Here is a 17,822-nt window from a genome sequence, read left to right on the forward strand (position 1 = left end):
GGACCGAAGGCCATGAACAAGATCACGCGAAACCTGTCTGTTCCGGAAGCAGAACCGGCGGTCAGCCACCAGGCCGAAGTCAGGCGTCAGACAGTCCTTGTCCTTCAAGGCGGTGGCGCTCTCGGTGCCTATCAGGCCGGTGTCTACCAGGCGCTGGTCGAGGGCGGCATCGAACCGGATTGGGTCATAGGAACCTCCATCGGCGCCATCAACGCCGCGCTGATTGCAGGAAACGAGCCCGGCGATCGTCTGCCCAGACTTCAGGAGTTCTGGGACGGCGTCAGCCGGAGCAGTCCGCTCGACGAGTTTTTCCGGATGATGATTCCAAGCAACATCTTCGCCAACATGGGCACGGTGATGCGCGGCATCCCTGGCTTTTTCGAACCGAACCCAAGCGCGATGTTTGGAGTGAACCGCGAGGTCGGTGTCGAGAACGCGTCCTACTACACGACAGATCCGCTCAAAAGGACGCTGAACAATCTGATCGACTTCGACTACCTCAACGGTCGCCACACGCGACTGACGGTCGGCGCGGTCAACGTCAACACCAGCGAGCTCAAATACTTCGACACGCGCGAGATGATCCTGTCGCCGGCGCATATCATGGCGTCGGGCGCTCTACCGCCAGCGTTTCCGGCGGTCTGCATCGACGGCGAGCCTTACTGGGACGGCGGCATCTATTCGAACACGCCGATCGAGGTCGTTCTGGACGAGCGTCCGCGGCGCGACGCGCTGATCTTTGCCGTCAATATGTGGCAGCCCCGCGCCACCGAGCCGAAATCGATCTGGCAGGTCATGGGGCGGCAGAAGGATCTTCAATACGCCAGCCGCGGCAAGAGCCATGTCGCCCGCCAGGAGCAACTGCATCGTTTGCGCCACGTCGTGCGCGAAATGGGAAAGCTCGTGCCCGAGGAGCGTCGCGAGGATCCGATGTTCAAGGAACTCGCGTCTTACGGCTGTCCGTCGGTCATGCATCTCGTCCGGCTGCTTTCGCCGCGCCTCGACGGCGAGGACCACACCAAGGACATCGACTTCACCCGCTCGGGCATCCGCACCCGCTGGCAGGCGGGATACGGACATGGGCAGCGCGTCCTAGCGGACAAGCCCTGGGAGTGCGAGGTCGACATGCTTCAGGGCATCGTGATCCACGAATCCCAAGAGTGATGCGCCGCGCCAAAGAAGGGATGGAGACCACCGATGCAGATCATCACTCCAGGTGTGCGGCTCATTCCTGAAGCCGTTCTGGCCAACAATGCCGCGCTGTTCCGCACCATCCCGGAGACTCCCTCGCACGCGGACAAGTCCCTGCACCGCGTGGTCATTGTCGGCGGCGGCGCCGGCGGCCTGGAACTGGCGACGCGCCTCGGCCGCAAGTTCGGCAACCGGCGGCTTTCGGTCACGCTTGTCGATCGAAACCGCACCCATATCTGGAAACCGCTATTGCACGAGGTGGCGTCCGGCGCCTTGAGCGCGTCGCACGACGCCGTCGAATACATCGCCCATGCCAGCCGACACGGCTACCGGTACCGCATCGGCGAGGTCGTCGGCATTGACCGTGCAAGGCGCCAGGTCTTTGTTGCGCCCAGCTTCGACGATGACGGCCGGCAAGTCATACCGCCACGCGTTCTTGGCTACGACACGCTGGTCATGGCAGTCGGCAGCGTCAGCAACGATTTCGGCACGCCGGGCGCCGCGCGCCACGCCATTTCGCTCGACACCGCGGAGCAGGCCGCCCGATTCAACAGGCGCATGATCGATGCATGCCTTCGTGCCAACGCGCAATACGAGCAGCTGTCGCCCGGTCAGCTCCATTGCGTCATCGTCGGCGCCGGCGCAACCGGCGTTGAATTGGCCGCGGAGCTGCACAAGTCGATGCGTGAAATTGCATCGCACAATCTCGACAACATCGACTTCGAAAGGCTGATCCGCATCACCATCGTCGAAGCCGGGTCGAGGATTCTCCCGGCGCTGCCTGAGCCTATGGCGCGCGCGACGGCACGCTTGCTGATCAAACTTGGCGTGCAGATACGTTGCGGCATCAAGGTCACCGAAGTGACCGAAGACGGTATCCGGCTAGGCGAAAAGCTGTTTGTGCCGGCCGAATTGGTGGTATGGGCGGCCGGCATCAAGGCGCCGGATTTCCTGAGGGATCTCGATGGCCTCGAAACCGACCGCATCAACCGGCTGGTCGTCGACGAAACCCTGCGGGCGGTTGGAGACGAGCATGTATTCGCGATCGGCGACTGTGCGAACTGCATGCTGCCGGGCGAAGACAACGCCTTGCCGCCGCGAGCCCAGACGGCCCATCAGCAGGCAGACCACATGGTGAAGGTGATCGCAACTCGTCTCGCAGGGCGTGCCGCGCCGGCGTATCGCTACCGCGACTATGGTTCCGTGGTCTCGCTGGCCGACTACGGCGCGTTTGGCAGCCTGATCGGAGGGCTGAAGATCGAAGGTCTCATTGCAAGGCTTGTCTATCGCTCGCTGTACAAGATGCATCTCAAGGCGGTGCACGGACTGGCGAAGACCATGCTGGCTGCGATAGGCGAGATCATCGTCAGGCGGGCAAGACCGCGGATCAAGCTTCACTGATGCATGTCGCCCAAAGTGTGCCGGCGGATCGGATCGTCGGGGGATATCTGGTTGGGAGGCGAATGGAACAGGAACCTGGCATGCGACGATGCACGGGGGGCATCGAAACCATGCAGGAAAAACATGGCAATGGCCGAGGGGCTCCGGTGGTAGGCTGTGCGGGACGCGTGAAAGTGCAGACATGACCGCCGACGACCAGGCAATGACATTCGAGCAGTCCGTCCAGGCAGCCATCGAACTTGATGCGCCTCTCAACGAACGGCTGGCGGTGGTTGCCGCGGCGGTTCGCCGTCTGAACTCGGAATTCGCGGACGCTGTAGAGCGACTGGTGGATCGCCTTGAGAAACAAGGGGCCGGGACCATGGCGCCGGCTCCGGGCGATGCCATGCCCGGTTTCCTGTTGCCTGATGACGATGGCAAGCTCGTCAGCCTGTCGGAAATCCTCGCCAAGGGCCCAGCCGTCATCACCTTTCAGCGTGGGCACTGGTGCCCCTACTGCCGCTTGAACGCCATCGGCATCGTCGAGGTGCAGCGCGAGATCGCTGAGCTTGGTGGACAGGTGGTCGTGATAATGCCCGAGCGGCGCAAATTTGCCAAAGCCATGAAGGCCGCGGTTGGCGCGCAGTTCCCGTTTCTGGTCGACATGGACAACGGCTACGCATTGTCCCTCAACCTTGCGATCTGGGTCGGTGCAGAGATGGAGCGGCTGATGGGCCTGGGGCTCGATCTGCCCAACTACCAGGGCAACAGCAGCTGGTTTCTGCCGATCCCAGCCACCTTCATCGTCGGAACGAACGGCATCATCGCGGATCGCTTCGTCGATCCGGACTACCGCCGGCGCATGGACATTGACGAGATGATCGCGGCGCTCAGGCGGGCTCGCTGACGCCGAATGTCGACCAATCTGCTGACCTCAGCAGGTTGAGCAGCGTTGTCGCGACAGGCGAGCGCTGCCTGCCGGCAACCGCATAAACGGAAACGATCCGCGAGACGTCCAGATCGCGAAGCTTGAGCCGCCGGGTGTTCGAGGATCGCGGCGCCGTAAGCGAGACAAAGCCGACCCCGGCATTGGCCTCGAGCAGCGCGAGTAGGTCCTGGTCGGTTTCTACTTCATGCGCGGTTCGAGGCGAGTAGCCTTTTGCGGAAAGGCAGCGCGACAGTTCCTCGCTCGTCTCCCAATCGATCCGGCTGAGCACAGGCTCTGCCGCAAGCTGGGCCAGCGAGACATCGGCCTCATTGCGCCGGGCAAGCGGATGATCGGAATTTACGGCGAGCTCAATCTCCTCCTGAAACAGCGGCCACACGTCCAGGCGATCCCAGACCTGTCCCAGCGGCCCGGCAATCGCCAGTTCGGCATCACCACTTTTCAGCGCGTCGATGACGGCAGCCGGCGAACCACGGTTGATCTTGAGGTGAACGCCGGGATAGGCCCGGAAAAGCTCCGTAAACGGCGACACCAGCAGCGCGATATTGACGCTGTTCGAGATCGTGACATTGAGCGGCGCGACGTCGCTGCTTTGCACTGCCTTGGCAAGCGATTTGGCGGAAGTGGCGGCATCATAACACTGCTGCAGCAGCGGCAGCATGCGGCGCCCAAGTTCGGTGAGGTGCGAATGCTGGCGCTCGCGCCGAAGCAACTCTCCGCCCAGTTCCTCTTCAAGCGTCTTGATGGCGCGCGTAAGCGCCGGCTGCGTGACGTTGCACTCTTCGGCCGCTCTGGTGAAATTCAACGTATTGGACAGGGCCAAAAAATAGCGGACCTGCTGCATCTCCATGAACTTTCGCCCCCTCAGCGAAATGGTTTATCAGCGATGGCGCATATTGCGAGACTAACCCAATTGATCTCATTGAGCAAAGTGGCTTGCGGCGAGGCCGAGGATCGGCGGCGATTGCGGACGTCGATGCAGAGGAGCCTAGCCCTTTTGCCTGGCGTCGTTCTCAGCAGAATCTAATTTCGGTCGTTCGCTTCCTTGCGTCTCAACATTGTAGACGCGAACGTGCCCTTCGAGGCCTTTGAACTGGCGCGTGCCGAGGTCAACGATCGGCATGTTACCAGGCAAATGGCGCGCCACGGAATAATCGATAAGGATTTGTCGATCTTCAGCGGACGAACACAGCCTCGACGCCAAGTTCACGACATTGCCAATTGCGGTGTAGTCAGCGCGGGCCTCATAGCCAATCCGACCCACCGTTGCCCACCCCATAGCGAGACCCATGCCGAAGCCAATCTCATAACCACGCTGCCGCCAATCAGATATGAGCTCTTGTGTGGAATCCTGCATGTCGACAGCCATTTTTACGGCATGAAGCGCCGGCTCTTCACATGGAACCGGGGCGTTGACGAGGATCATCAATCCATCCGCCGAAAAACTGGTCAGCGTTGCTTCATACTTGGTGATTATCGCGCCGAGCGCCTCATAGTACTCGCGCAGGACCTGCATGAGGTTCTCAGGCTCAGCGTGCGATGAAAATGCAGTAAAGCCACGCAAGTCGCTAAAAACAGCGACTACTTCTGCGCGCTGTCCAGCGAGCATTCGCTCGTCACCGGCCTTCTCTACGAGTTCCGCAACCTGTGGTGCAAGGAAGCGCTTCAACCGCGTCAGTCGTTCCGCGCGGTCCCGCGATGTGGCAAGTTCCTGCGCCATTTGGTTGAACCGAGCAGCCAACCGTTCAAGTTCGTCTCCAGTGGAGATGGTGAGCCGGTGATCGAACTGTCCAGCACCGATCTTGAGAGCGCCCTCCTCCAACAGGAGGATAGGCCCGCTCATCCGTCTGGCAAGCCAGTATGCGAGCACCGCCGCAAGGACTGTGGCGAGGAACAACAACCCGCCCGTCCGCCACAATGAAGCGTATAGAGGCGCAAAAGCCTCTGCCTGCGACTGCTCGACAATTACCGTCCAGCCTGCCGCGGTAACCGGCGCGCCAGCAATCACAACGCGTTCATTCTCGGCGTTGCGGCTTGCAATCGCAGTGCCGCCTGCGGCAGCGCTCGCATCCCGCAATTCGCGCAGGGCCAGCGCTGCTTTCTCGTCCGCGCCCTCCATCACTTTGCTGATCGCGGGGTGAGCGATGAGGTGGCCGGCCTGGTCGATGACAAATCCCTGGCCGCTGCGGCCCACGCGGATTTCGGAAACGATGAGCCAGATCGGCTTCAGACTGATTTCGGCGATGACCGAGTTGGCGACGGCTAAATTGTCGTAGCTGGCCATCGCCATGGTTAGGGAGGGTTCGGACCCCGGGCGATAAATGACTGGACCGTACCACACCTTCGCCGTCCTGAGGCCCACGACAGCGGGATCGCCTGAGCGATCCGCCCCGCTTTCTGTCCTGTTTTTGCCAATGCGAGAGATGTGCAGCCGCTCCGCGCCAGTACCGTCGACAATACTGATGCTGAGGATTCCCGGGACCTCGTGCATCGCTCGTACGGCAAGAAGCCGAAGCTGTTTCACGCTGGCCATATTCGATCCTTCCGGGGGGATCGTCGAGCCTAGCGGAAGCTGGATGCCGTCAAGAAAGCTCTCAATTTTGTCGGCCGCCGATGTTGCCTCGGACTGCAGCAGGGCACTGAGGATCGCATGCTGGTCGACATAGCTGAACCACGTGTTGCTGATGCCACCGGCAGCGATCGGAAAAATGGCCGCGGCAAACAAGACGAAGAAATACTTCTGAAATAGCGATCGACGCATGATGCGGCTTTGAGATTGGACGACGGTCTCCCAAGTGATGCGACCCGACCATAGGTCGCGATAGCTCAGCCCCGGAAAGGTAACCTAAATTATTGCGTCTTGGTATGGGCTGAGCCGTTCCCGCTCATGGTCGCGTCTCGTCCCTTCCATGGGTTTGGATACGGATCGGGGAGAGTCGCAATCACGACCCTCAGCTTGATGGAGTCCGCTTCAGGACAACGACGAACTTTGCCTGTTAGGCCGAAATTGGACGCGAAGCTGCCGGTCAAGTCAGGATCGCCCCATGTCGCGGTTTGCGTCCGTGGCGGCGCAGCCCCCGACGGGTTATCCATGCTGATGGTTTGCTACATTAATTTCCACCCGAAACCCACATCGTCTCTGGTCGCCGCTGGGTGCTGCCTGAAGGCGTAACAGTGCCCTATCCAGCCGTTGCAAGCGTTGATTGTGGAGGGAACGTCGTCTGGCCTATGCGCTGAGGCTGGTTCACTCTGGCGTCCGCCCGTTGAATGGAATCGCGCTACGAAGCTTACGGGCAGACCCGGGCCGCGCTTCAGCACCTTGATCATGGCCTCAAACCCATAGAATCGTTACAGGGCGCGGTGGTCGAGCGAATTTTTCGGCAGCCTATTGATGTGCGACTTGGGACGCTACCGATATCAGTTCCTCGGGTTTCGGCGCCCTGAACGTTTGGAGACCAACCTCCAGAATTTCAGTGAAGCTCCAGCGCACGATGCCCTCCCGGTCGATTAGGAACTGACCGACAAGCTGCGCCTGGCCGGAACCCATCATCTGCTGATCGGCTTCCGTAATCTCATATCCTTCCTTCTTGTTGAGAAATTCGTTCATTGCCATCACGTCCATAGGTTCTGGCAACTCGCCTGGAAGGTCAATCTGTATCGCCGCGACCGCGTCCATCCCGACCTCGCGCAAGCCGAAAGCACGATGCGAGGCCCGCTCCGGGTCGGACGCGGCGAGAAGGTGGGGCATCGGGTGGTAGCGGAAATAGAGCCGCGCCCGTTCGACCGGCGTATTGACCACTGCCAGGCACTCGACGCCTTTCTCACGCAGAGCCGGATTGAGTTGCGCCATGGCCGCGACGTGACGGCGGCAGAACGGACAGTGCAGACCGCGAAACAAACCGATCAACAACGGGCTACGGCCTCGAAAATCATTGAGCGCAATCTTGCCTTCTCGCGAGATAGCATCGAGCACTATATTGGGCGCTGGGTCGCCCGGCTGCAGTGGGCGGTTAACACTACACATGGACATGGACACAAACTCCTCGCCCAAGCTCAGTCAGCAAAAGGCAGCAACACTACATTTCGGGTTGCGCCCGCTGGGCGCAAACTCCCGCGCCAGAGCAAACAGCGTTCGGCCTCTGCCATATGCCGAGGTCAAGGTTGCAAGCCCATCATAGCACGAAAAAAGCATCTGCGGCTCACGCGTATCGCGAGCCGTCTCGGACGCCGCGGCAAACAGTGGTCGTCTCATCCGTGCGTAGGACGACCACAGCGGCGAGACCGACAGGATCTTTCAAACGGTGCTCAACGTCTTGAAACTTGGGCGGCTTCGATGTGACCGGAGCCGGCAACGGTGTGTTAGCCCAGATTCGCGACCTCTGCGTAGAACCCTTCAAGCTTTGATCAGAACCGGTCCGCGTTCCGGAAAACCGATGCCGACATTGTCGCCCGCCTGAAACGGCGCATCGACGTTGCGCGACAACACGAACACGTTGCCAAGTGCCGTGGCAACGACCAGTTCGAGATGGCTGCCAGCATAGGTGGCCTTTGCGAGCGTGCCTGCGATCGTCTGCGGCGCGCCAGCAGGACCGATCTCGATGCGGCTTGGACGGACGGCCAGCTTCGCCGGGCCGGCTTGGTGGCCAAGCGCCGGCAGTTTCAAGGCAAGCGTGTCTAGCCGCACGGTAGCTTCGTCCCCTTGCACCGCAACCACCTCGCAATCCAGGATGTTGGCTTCACCGATGAAGTCGGCAACGAATGCGTTGGCTGGCGCGTCGTATAGTTCGCGCGGCGTACCGTCTTGTGCGACCACCGCCTTGTTCATGACGATGATGCGGTCCGAAACCGCAAGCGCCTCTTCCTGGTCGTGCGTGACGTAGACCACAGTCAACCCGAGCTTAGTCTGGATCTCCCTGATTTCCTCACGCACATGCCGGCGCAGCTTGGCATCTAGGTTGGAGAGCGGCTCGTCGAACAGCAGCACTTGCGGTTCTAGCACCAGTGCGCGCGCCACCGCCACGCGCTGCTGCTGACCACCCGACAGTTCGCTGGGCAGGCGCGCCTCGAAACCGGTCAGGCCGACCAACTCCAGGCCGGCGCGGGCGCGGGACGCGGCCTCCTTCTTGTCATGGCCGGAGAAGCGCAGACCGTAGGAGACATTTTCCATCACCGTCATGTGAGGGAACAACGCATAGGACTGGAACACCATGGAAACGTCGCGGTCGGTGGCCGGCAAGCTCGTTACGTCGTTGCCGCCGATGAGGATACGGCCGCTGGACGGCATCTCCAGGCCGGCGATCATGCGCAGCGTCGTCGTCTTGCCGCAGCCGGAAGGTCCGAGAAGCGTCACCAGCTTGCCGGCCTCGATCGCAAGCGAAATGTCGTTGACCGCCGGCGTGCTGGCGCCGGGATAAGTCTTGGTGACGTGCTCGAAGGTCACCGAGGCAGCGTTGCCGCGAATTTCGGCCATCACCCGGCTCCTGCTATTGTCGTCTGGCCCCCTGGCGTTGCCGGCAGGCTGACATTGGTGCGCACGCTCCAGCCACCGTCGCCTTTCTGGATACCGCGCCGGCCGATATTGCGGCTGCCGACGACCAGTTGCATCAGGCCGATGACCACCAGCATGACGACGATCAGTACCGTCGAATAGGCGATGGCGATGCCGTATTCATTGTTCTCGACACGTCCGACGATATAGCTGGTCGAAAGATCGTAACGCGCACTGACCAGGAAGATGACGGCGCTGATCGCGGTCATGGCGCGCACGAAGGAATAGACAAGCGCCGCCAGCATCGCCGATCTCAGCAAGGGCAGGATGACGCGTCTGAAGGTCTGCCACGAATTGGCGCCAAGCGTCAGCGAGGATTCGTCCAGGCTGCGGTCGATCTGCGACATCGAGGCGACGCCGGCGCGTACGCCGACTGGCATGTTGCGGAAGATGAACGACAGCACGAGGATGATGCCGGTTCCAGTCAGTTCGATCGGCGGCACGTTGAAGGCTATGATGTAGCTGACGCCAATGACCGTTCCTGGAATCGCGAAAGACAGCATGGTCGCGAATTCGAAGGCATTCTTGCCACGGAAATTCTGGCGAACGAGAAGGTAGGCGGTCAGAAGTCCTACCCCTGCGGTCAGTGGCGCCGATATCAGCGCGATCTCCATCGTCGTCCAGAACGAACTCCACGCCGACCCCGACCAATGGATGCCGAATTCATTCCAGCTGACGGCGAACGCTTTCTTGTAGTGCTGCAGCGTCAGGCTCTGATCGACCCCCCACAGCCTGACAAAGCTGCCGTAGAAGATCACCGCGTAGACCAGCACGGTGAACGCCGTCCACAGGCCGGCGATAACATAGAGCGCGCGTGTCAGCCCGTCCGGCAGGCGCGGATGGACGCCGGCATCGCCCTTGCCGGTGACGGTGGTATAGGAACGCCTGCCGATCCAGAAGCGTTGCGCGTAAAAGGCGCCAAGCGTGAAGCCTAGCAGCACCAGTGCCAGGATCGCCGCAAGTGCTGCATCGTTCTGCGCGCCGACAATGGCGAAGAAGATTTCCGTCGACAGGACGTCATAGTTGCCGCTCAGCACCAGCGGATTGCCGAAATCGGCCATGCTTTCGATGAAGCCGAGCAGGAAGGCGTTGGCGAGGCCTGGCCGCATCAGCGGCAGGGATACGGTCCAGAAGGTCTGCCAGCGGCTGGCGCGGAGCGTCTGCGAGGCCTCTTCCATGGATGGGCTGACGCCTTCGACGACGCCGATCAGAACCAGGAAGGCGATCGGGGTGAAAGCGAGAACCTGGGCGATAAGCAGGCCGGGAAGGCCATAGACCCAGCGTGTCGGCTGGATGCCGAAGACGCCGGCGACGCTCTGGGTCACCGCGCCCGACAGCCCGAACAACAGGATGATGGCAAGGCCGATGACGAAGGCCGGGGTGATGATCGGCAACACAGTCAGCGCACGCAGCAGCTTGCCATAGCGGAAATCACTGCGTGTCACGACAAGCGCGAACACCAACCCCAGAAACATGGTCAGCAGGCCGACGAGCACGGCGAGCAGCAGCGAGTTCCAGGCAACGCCGCAGCGGCTGCCGCCGGCGAGACAGTCCAGGCTCCACAAGCGCGAACTGAACAGCTTGGCCAGGAACGTGACAAGCGAATAGCCACCGTCGTCGGTCTGCATGGCGTTGGCCAGCATCATCAGGATCGGCATGAAGATGAAGATGGAAACCACCGCGACGACGAAGCCGATCGAGCTGACGACGAAAACGTCGCCACCGACGGCACCGCGCGAGGCAATGCCAAGGGTGAGCAGAAACAGAAAGGCGCCACTGACCAGCAGGGCGCCGTAGCCCATGCCGAACTGGCGGTCGCCAAGATCGCCGAACAGGCTGGTCAGCCAGCTGAACTGCCAGCCGTGCAACCCGATGGCGAAGCCCTGGAACAAAAGCCAGCCAAAACCGGCAGCGCCGACAATGACCAGCAGCCGGCCGAAAGACGGATCGGATTTGTTGCGACCCCACAGCAGCAGCGGCGCCGGCAGGAGGAAGCCGAGCGGCGCCAGCCACAGTTTTTCGCCCTTGAGGGCCAGAACCAGCGCTGGAGCGAATTTGCTATCGAACGGGTAGCCGTCGAACAGCCAGGAAAAACCGAAGAACCCGTCTTCGATGCCGTACCAGGGCAGCAGGGCAAACCCCACCCAGCCGATCGCCATCCAGAGGACGACGATCGGTTCGAGCGGCCCGCGGGTTTGGCGAAAGCGCATCTGCTATTGCGGCAGCGACGCGACCTCTTCGTCCCATTTTTTCAACAGGCGCTTGCGCTCTTCACTCGATCCATACTTCTTGAAGTCGTAGTCGATCAGCTTGATGGCAGCGAGGTCAGGCGCCTTGTCCGAGGTTTTTGCCGCCTTGTTCGACGGAACCTGGAACGACCCCGCATCCTGCGCCGTGGACTGGACATCGGCCTCGAGCGCCCAGTCGTAGAATTTTTTCGCGGCCTCCATGTTGCGGGCACCCTTGATGATCGATTCTGAGCCAATCTCGTAGCCGGTTCCCTCGCAAGGGGTGACCGGAACGATCGGGAATCCGGCGACGACCTGCGACACGGCGTCGTGGATGAAGACGATGCCGATCGTGGTCTCGCCAAGCCCGGCGGCCTTGATCGGCGCCGAGCCCGACTTGGTGTATTGGTTGACGTTCTTGTGCAGGGCTTTCAGGTACTCGAAACCCTTGTCCTCGCCGAACAGCTGAACGATGGTCGCCAGCATGTTGTAAGCTGTACCTGAGGAATTCGGGTTGGCGACCTGGATATGCCCCTTGTACTCCGGCTTGGTCAGATCGGCCCAGCATTTCGGCTCGGGCAGATTGTTCTTGACGAGCAGGTCCTTGTTGTAGCCGAAGCCCAATGCGCCGGAGTAGATGCCGACCGTGCGGTGGCCGGATGTTTCAGCCTGCTTGATTGCCCAGGGCTGCAACTGGTCGAGCAGGGGTGATTTGTACTCCTCGGTCAGACCCTCCTCGGCCGCCTGTAGGTGCGGGTCACCGGTGCCGCCCCACCAGATGTCACCCTTGGGATTGGCGGCCTCGGCGCGCAGCTGGGCATAGATTTCGCCAGCGCTCTTGCGGGTCATGTCGACGGTGATACCGGTCTTTTCCTCGAAGGCCCGCGCCGTCTGCTGACACCAGACCTCGTCGACGCCGCAATACATGGTCAGGTTTTCAGCGGACGCCGATGACGACGCGCTCCACATGCCAGTGGCAAGGATTCCGGCGCCGAGAATTGCCCTTTTTATCATGTTGAATTCCTCCCTAAGCTATTTGCCGACTTTGAAACCCATAGGCGGAAAATACAAGTTGGAAGCTAGCATCTGCCTGACCGAGTTGCAGCGCTTTCCATAGATGGCGCCGCGCATACCTCGCAGTTTAGGGACGAAGGTCTGCTTTCGGGAAGTCGCAAACTGATCTCTTGCGACCGGCCTGAGGCGCGAAGCCGTCGTTCCTGAGCCCTGGCGAGTATACTGGATGGGTCAGGCCCGCCCTTTCGCACGCCGTTGCCGCCGATCACCGCACCCACCGTCGGAGAGCCTTTCGAAATTTATGGCCTTGCGCTACGTCGTAGTTGGTGGGCCAGCAGCGTCATCGTTTTCTGCATAAAATCAATATGTTAGCGGGTGGTTAGCCAACTCTTTTCCTTCGTATTCTCTCGTATGGCCTGGCGAACCCAAGTATCAAGTGGACACAACCCCACAAGTCTCTCGACCATCTCCTTAGGCAAAAATTGAAGTGGCCAAAATCAGACGGTCTGCCTGACCGGCAGAGGCACGCCCTTGCTGGAGCTGATGACTTCCGCCAGGTCCTCGACCGTCCGCAGATAGTGCTGTTCGAGCAGCACGGAGGCCTTGTCCGCATCCCTGTCGAGGGTCGCTTCCGCAAGCGCGCCATGCTCGGCCTGGACATCGCGACCGACCGGTCGGGCAGAGGCCAGCAGAACGGGAATGCGGTAGCGCTCGGTCGCTGCATAGAGCCGTTCGAAGAATTCCAGCGTCCATGGCGAATTGCAACCCGCCAGCAAGGCGCGGTGGAACGCGTGGTGCCGCTTTTCGAGGGTCCAGATATCGGCTTCGGGGCCCGTTCGCGCCGCCTGCACATTCAAGGCGTAGAGCGAGGACACGATGCCCGACGCCCAGGCGTCGTCGCCATTCTTGATTGATGCCTTGAGCGCTTCCGTCTCGATGACGATACGCAGTGACGTGGCGTCGTGGAGCTCGTCGAGCGACAGCGGCGCCACGCGGAAGCCGCGCAGCGATTCGGCCGTCACCAGCCGTTCGGCCTGCAGGCGGTTCAGTGCCTCGCGCAGCGGCGAGAAGCCCATGCCATAGCGCTCGCCCAGGTCGGCAAGACGCAACGGTCGGCCAGGCGGAAGTTCGCCGCGTATGATGTCGTGGCGCAGGGCATCGTAGGCTTTTTGGGCAAGCGTCATTCACATTTCCTCGCCCGTACAGCCTTACCTCATAGAGGAGCTCGTCGGCAATTTCATTTATTTTCGAAAATTTCTGTTGCAATCGAAAATTCTTGAGGTCATGCTAGACTTACGGGCTACCAGCAGGAGAATGCCATGGCACAGGAGCGCGAAAACCATCGCGAGGATGTCGTCGGCCGGGCGAACGTCGAGGACACGCCGGAATTGCTTGCCTATTACGACGAGCTGGCGCGCCATAAGGCAGGCGCGCTGTGGACCGTCGCCAACAAGATCGAGCCTTGGGAACCGAAGTCGCAGTCGGTGCCGGTGGTCTGGCGCTATCGCGACCTGCGTGCGCATGTCCTTCGCTCGGTTGAACTCGTCACACCGGAAAAGGCCGGACGGCGGGTGGTTTATCTGAACAATCCGGGGCGCTCCGACGTGGCGGCCGCGGTCGGCTGGATCTATGGCGGGCTCCAGGTGATGAACCCCGGCGAGGTTGCCTCGGCGCATCGCCACTCGGCCTCGGCGATCCGCTTCATTATCGAGGGCTCGGGCGCCTATACGGTGGTGGACGGGCACAAGATGACGCTCGGGGCGAACGATTTCGTGCTGACGCCGAACGACACCTGGCACGAGCATGGCGTGGAGGCGACCGGCTCGCCCTGCATCTGGCAGGACGGCCTGGACATCCCTTTCGTCAACGCCATGGAAGCCAATTTCTACGAGGTTCACCCGGATCTCAGCCAGGCGGTCGGCTACGCGGTCGACGACATGACCAAGACCTGGGGGAACGCGGGGCTCAGGCCGATGGGCGAGAACTGGACCAAGGGCTACAGCCCGATGTTCAAATACGAATGGGCACCAACCTACGACGCACTGACGAGATACGCGGGTTGCACCGATGGCTCGCCCTTCGACGGCGTGCTGATGGAGTATGTGAACCCGGTGACGAACGGCCCGGTCATGCAGACGCTCGGCGCATCGATGCAGATGCTGCGTCCCGGCGAGCACACAAAGGCGCACCGGCACACGGGCAGCGGCCTCTACCATGTGGCGAAGGGCAGCGGTCATTCGATCATCAACGGCCGCCGCTACGATTGGCAGGAGCAAGACATCTTCTGCGTGCCGTCCTGGGCGTGGCACGAGCATGCCAACGGCTCGGATCGCGAGGACGCCTGCCTGTTCTGCCTGTCCGACCTGCCGGTGATGCGGGCGCTCGGGCTCTACCGCGAGCAGGCATTCGGCGACAATGGCGGCTTGCAGCCGCTCCTCTGAAGGAAAGATCATGAAACTTGTGACCTATCGCGCCTCGGTCGAGGCGGCGGCAAGGCTCGGCGTCCTCGTCGACAATTTGGTGGTGGATGTGGAGGCGCTCGCCACGGCGCAAGGCACGACCCTGCCCGATACAATGCTCGGCCTGATCGATGCCGGGCGCGGCGGACTGGAGACGCTTCGCGACTGCCTCGGCAGGGCAGCCGGACGCTTCCCGGCCGGAACCGCTACGGCGGTGGACAATGTAAGGCTGCTGGCGCCCATTCCCCGACCGCGCAAGAACATCTTCGGCATCGGCCTGAACTATGTCGAGCATGTCGCGGAAAGTGCGAAGTCGCTAGACACGTCAAAAGACCTGCCGAAACAGCCTGTCGTCTTCTCGAAGCCGCCGACCACGGTGATCGGGCCTGGGGACGGCATCGAGCACAACAAGAAGATGACGCAGCAGCTCGATTGGGAGGTGGAACTTGCCGTTATCATCGGCACCACCGCCCGCCGCGTGCGCAAGGAGCACGCACTAGACCACGTCTTCGGCTATTCGGTGATGATCGACATTTCGGCGCGCGACAACCGGCGCGCCGGTCAATGGATCTTCTCCAAGGGTCAGGACACGTACGCGCCGTTCGGGCCGTGCATCGTGACGGCCGACGAGATTCCCGACCCGCAGGTGCTCGACCTGTCGCTGACGCTCAACGGGGTCGAGAAACAGCGGTCCAACACCCGCCACATGCTGTTCAAGGTCGACCACCTGATCGCCGACATTTCGTCGGCGATCACGCTGGAGCCCGGCGACATCATCGCCAGCGGCACGCCGGAAGGTGTCGGCGCCGGGCGCGATCCGCAGGAATGGATGTGGCCGGGCGACGTGGTCGTGGCATGCGTTGAAGGGATCGGCACGCTGCGGCATCCAGTCGTGAACGCGACGCCGGAGTAGACACGTGCCCACGCCGTTCAAGACAGCCGTCGTGCGGTTGGTCCCGGATCTAAGCGATCAGAAGGTCTCTGGCATCCAAGACAGCCTGCCTGGTGGCCGATGAGAGCAGGAGAGTTGCCATGCTGAAGCTTCCAAAGTTCGTTGCCGCGGCGGTGCAAGCCGCACCCGTTTTTCTCGATACGCCGGCGACGATCGAGAAGGCCGTCTCCCTGATCCGCGAGGCAAGGGCCAATGGCGCGGATCTCATCGCCTTCCCGGAGGTGTTCATCCCGGCCTATCCGTATTGGAGCTGGATCACCGATCCGGTGACCGGCGGAGCCTGGTTCGACAAACTGGCGCGCGCCGCCATTGTCGAGCCCGGTCCGGAAGTCGAAATCCTGCGCAGTGCGGCACGCGAAGCCGGCATCCACGTCGTGATCGGCATCAACGAGCGCAGCGCGAGTTCGATTGGAACTCTCTACAACACCCTGTTGACCATCGGCCCGGATGGAACGCTGCTTGGCAAGCACCGCAAATTGATGCCGACCTGGGCCGAAAAGTTGACCTGGGCGCCTGGCGATGGAGCCGGCCTGAAAGTCCACGATACTGCAATCGGGCCACTCGGCGCGCTTGCTTGCGGCGAGAACACGAACACCCTTGCGCGCTTCACCCTTCTCGCCCAAGGCGAACTGGTTCACGTCGCCAGCTACATTTCGCTGCCTGTTGCGCCGCCCGACTACGACATGGCGGAGGCCATAAAGCTGCGCGCCATGGCCCACTCGTTCGAAGGCAAGGTCTTTACGATCGTTTCCTGTTCGACCGTCTCGGAAGAAATCATAGCCGCAATGGAGGGTGTCGTTCCGGATGCAAGGGCGCGCCTGCAGCGCAAGTCCAGCGCCTTCTCTGGGGTGATCGGCCCGGACGGGCGCGTGGTTGGCGAGCCGCTGATCGACGAAGAAGGAATCGTCTACGCCGAGATTGATCTCGGACGCTGCATCCAGCCGAAGCAGATGCATGACATAGTCGGCCACTACAACCGGTTCGACGTTTTCGACCTGCGGGTAAACCGCCGCAGGCTAGAACCGATTTCCCTGACCGAAAGGGCGCAGACCTTCGACAGCGATGACGCCGGCTTGATCGAAACAGCACAGCCAGGTGCCCATTCGGCATAAGCCGAAGCCTACCAGTTACAGCAGTCAGACGGAGCGGATCCAGCATGGCGAGCACTTTTCGCATCGGGCAGATCGTGCCTTCCTCCAACACCACAATGGAGACGGAAATCCCGGCGATTTTCCGCACGAGGGAAATATTCCTGCCTGAACGTTTCACTTTCCATTCCAGCCGGATGCGGATGAAGAAGGTGGTCAAGGAAGAGCTCGAGGCCATGGATCGTGACAGCGACCGCTGCGCGATCGAGCTTTCCGACGCGCGCGTCGACGTCCTCGGCTATGCCTGTCTGGTCGCGATCATGAGCATGGGCAAGGGTTATCACCGCACCTCGGAAGCGCGGCTGCATATGCGCACAGCGGAGAACGGCGCTCCTGCTCCAGTTGTCACGAGTGCAGGTGCGCTCGTCGATGGCCTCAAGGTGCTCGGGGCGAAGAAGATCTCGATGATATGCCCTTACATGAAGCCGCTTACCCAGCTGGTGGTCGACTACATTGAGCATGAGGGAATAGCGGTGAAGGACTTCGTCGCCCTCGAAATTCCCGACAACCTCGAAGTCGGCAGGCACGATCCGAACAACCTGCTCGATATCTACAAGAGGGTCGACACAACCGGCATCGACGCGTTTGTCGCGTCCGCCTGCGTGCAGATGCCTTCCTTACCGGTGATCGACGAACTCCAGAAGGCGCTGGGCCTTCCCGTCGTCAGTGCCTCTGTCTGTACCAGCTATCAGATGATGTCACGGCTTGGACTGCTCGCCGCGTCACCCGGCGCCGGCGAACTGCTCTCCGGCAGGTATTGACGAGCGCAAGTTCAGTCACAGGCCCTGATCGAAGGCAGACCCGGTTACCAGTCGGCAATGCAGCCCGGATTCCCGCGATGCCCTTCCCACTGCCTGATCGCCGCGGTGGTCAGCCCTGAGGCCTGCGACACGTCATTATTCTCGAAAAAAGAAGAATCTTCGAAAATCTCATTGACAGGCTTATGCGAACGTGAA

General features: G+C 61.3%; 14 protein-coding genes. 7 read left to right on the forward strand and 7 right to left on the reverse strand.

Translation table 11 applies throughout. The features are described 5' to 3' along the window. Positions 1–12: 12 nt before the first annotated feature. From EN857_RS26295 to EN857_RS26305, 3 genes are all read left to right on the forward strand, one after another. Entirely contained in the window at positions 13–1,164 is a 1,152-nt protein-coding gene (locus EN857_RS26295; protein WP_128272274.1) for a patatin-like phospholipase family protein, read from the forward strand. A 33-nt stretch (positions 1,165–1,197) separates the two neighbouring features. After that, complete coding sequence (locus tag EN857_RS26300) at positions 1,198–2,592, forward strand: NAD(P)/FAD-dependent oxidoreductase (protein WP_187331467.1); 1,395 nt, start codon at positions 1,198–1,200, stop codon at positions 2,590–2,592. Positions 2,593–2,773: 181 nt separating this feature from the next. Then, on the forward strand, positions 2,774–3,478 hold the full coding sequence (locus EN857_RS26305) for a peroxiredoxin-like family protein (protein ID WP_127391593.1): 705 nt from the start codon (positions 2,774–2,776) through the stop codon (positions 3,476–3,478). On the opposite strand, the gene EN857_RS26310 is transcribed toward EN857_RS26305, so the two are convergent. The 7 genes from EN857_RS26310 to EN857_RS26340 form a co-directional block, all read right to left on the reverse strand. Next, complete coding sequence (locus EN857_RS26310) at positions 3,462–4,367, reverse strand: LysR substrate-binding domain-containing protein (RefSeq protein ID WP_127391592.1); 906 nt, start codon at positions 4,365–4,367, stop codon at positions 3,462–3,464. The genes EN857_RS26305 and EN857_RS26310 overlap by 17 nt on opposite strands. 138 nt (positions 4,368–4,505) lie before the next feature. Then, a complete protein-coding gene (locus EN857_RS26315; RefSeq protein WP_127391591.1) occupies positions 4,506–6,278 on the reverse strand; it encodes an adenylate/guanylate cyclase domain-containing protein in 1,773 nt (590 codons plus the stop codon). Positions 6,279–6,902: 624 nt separating this feature from the next. Further along, on the reverse strand, positions 6,903–7,547 hold the full coding sequence (locus tag EN857_RS26320; protein ID WP_127391590.1) for a peroxiredoxin-like family protein: 645 nt from the start codon (positions 7,545–7,547) through the stop codon (positions 6,903–6,905). 363 nt (positions 7,548–7,910) lie between these two features. After that, entirely contained in the window at positions 7,911–8,987 is a 1,077-nt protein-coding gene (locus EN857_RS26325) for an ABC transporter ATP-binding protein (protein WP_127391589.1), read from the reverse strand. After that, positions 8,987–11,224 (reverse strand): iron ABC transporter permease, encoded by a 2,238-nt coding sequence (locus EN857_RS26330; RefSeq protein WP_210235150.1) that lies wholly within the window; start codon positions 11,222–11,224, stop codon positions 8,987–8,989. The genes EN857_RS26325 and EN857_RS26330 overlap by 1 nt, the downstream gene beginning before the upstream one ends. A gap of 54 nt (positions 11,225–11,278) precedes the next feature. Continuing rightward, positions 11,279–12,307: an ABC transporter substrate-binding protein gene (locus tag EN857_RS26335; protein ID WP_127391587.1), complete on the reverse strand. Its 1,029-nt coding sequence runs from the start codon at positions 12,305–12,307 to the stop codon at positions 11,279–11,281. A 497-nt stretch (positions 12,308–12,804) separates the two neighbouring features. After that, positions 12,805–13,491 carry a GntR family transcriptional regulator gene (locus EN857_RS26340; RefSeq protein ID WP_127391586.1) on the reverse strand — a complete coding sequence of 229 codons (687 nt, stop codon included), beginning with the start codon at positions 13,489–13,491 and terminating at the stop codon, positions 12,805–12,807. A gap of 135 nt (positions 13,492–13,626) precedes the next feature. Between EN857_RS26340 and EN857_RS26345 the strand changes: the two genes are divergently transcribed. From EN857_RS26345 to EN857_RS26360, 4 genes are all read left to right on the forward strand, one after another. After that, positions 13,627–14,748, forward strand: coding sequence for a cupin domain-containing protein (locus EN857_RS26345; RefSeq protein WP_135859335.1), 1,122 nt, complete (start codon positions 13,627–13,629; stop codon positions 14,746–14,748). Between the two features lie 10 nt (positions 14,749–14,758). Next, complete coding sequence (locus EN857_RS26350) at positions 14,759–15,679, forward strand: fumarylacetoacetate hydrolase family protein (protein ID WP_127393681.1); 921 nt, start codon at positions 14,759–14,761, stop codon at positions 15,677–15,679. A 119-nt stretch (positions 15,680–15,798) separates the two neighbouring features. After that, positions 15,799–16,830, forward strand: coding sequence for a carbon-nitrogen hydrolase family protein (locus tag EN857_RS26355; RefSeq protein WP_127393682.1), 1,032 nt, complete (start codon positions 15,799–15,801; stop codon positions 16,828–16,830). A 44-nt stretch (positions 16,831–16,874) separates the two neighbouring features. Next, on the forward strand, positions 16,875–17,627 hold the full coding sequence (locus EN857_RS26360; protein WP_127283480.1) for an Asp/Glu racemase: 753 nt from the start codon (positions 16,875–16,877) through the stop codon (positions 17,625–17,627). The last annotated feature ends 195 nt before the right edge of the window (positions 17,628–17,822 follow it).

It is taken from the genome of Mesorhizobium sp. M4B.F.Ca.ET.214.01.1.1, assembly GCF_004791545.1.
GTDB classification, from domain to species: Bacteria; Pseudomonadota; Alphaproteobacteria; order Rhizobiales; family Rhizobiaceae; genus Mesorhizobium; species Mesorhizobium abyssinicae.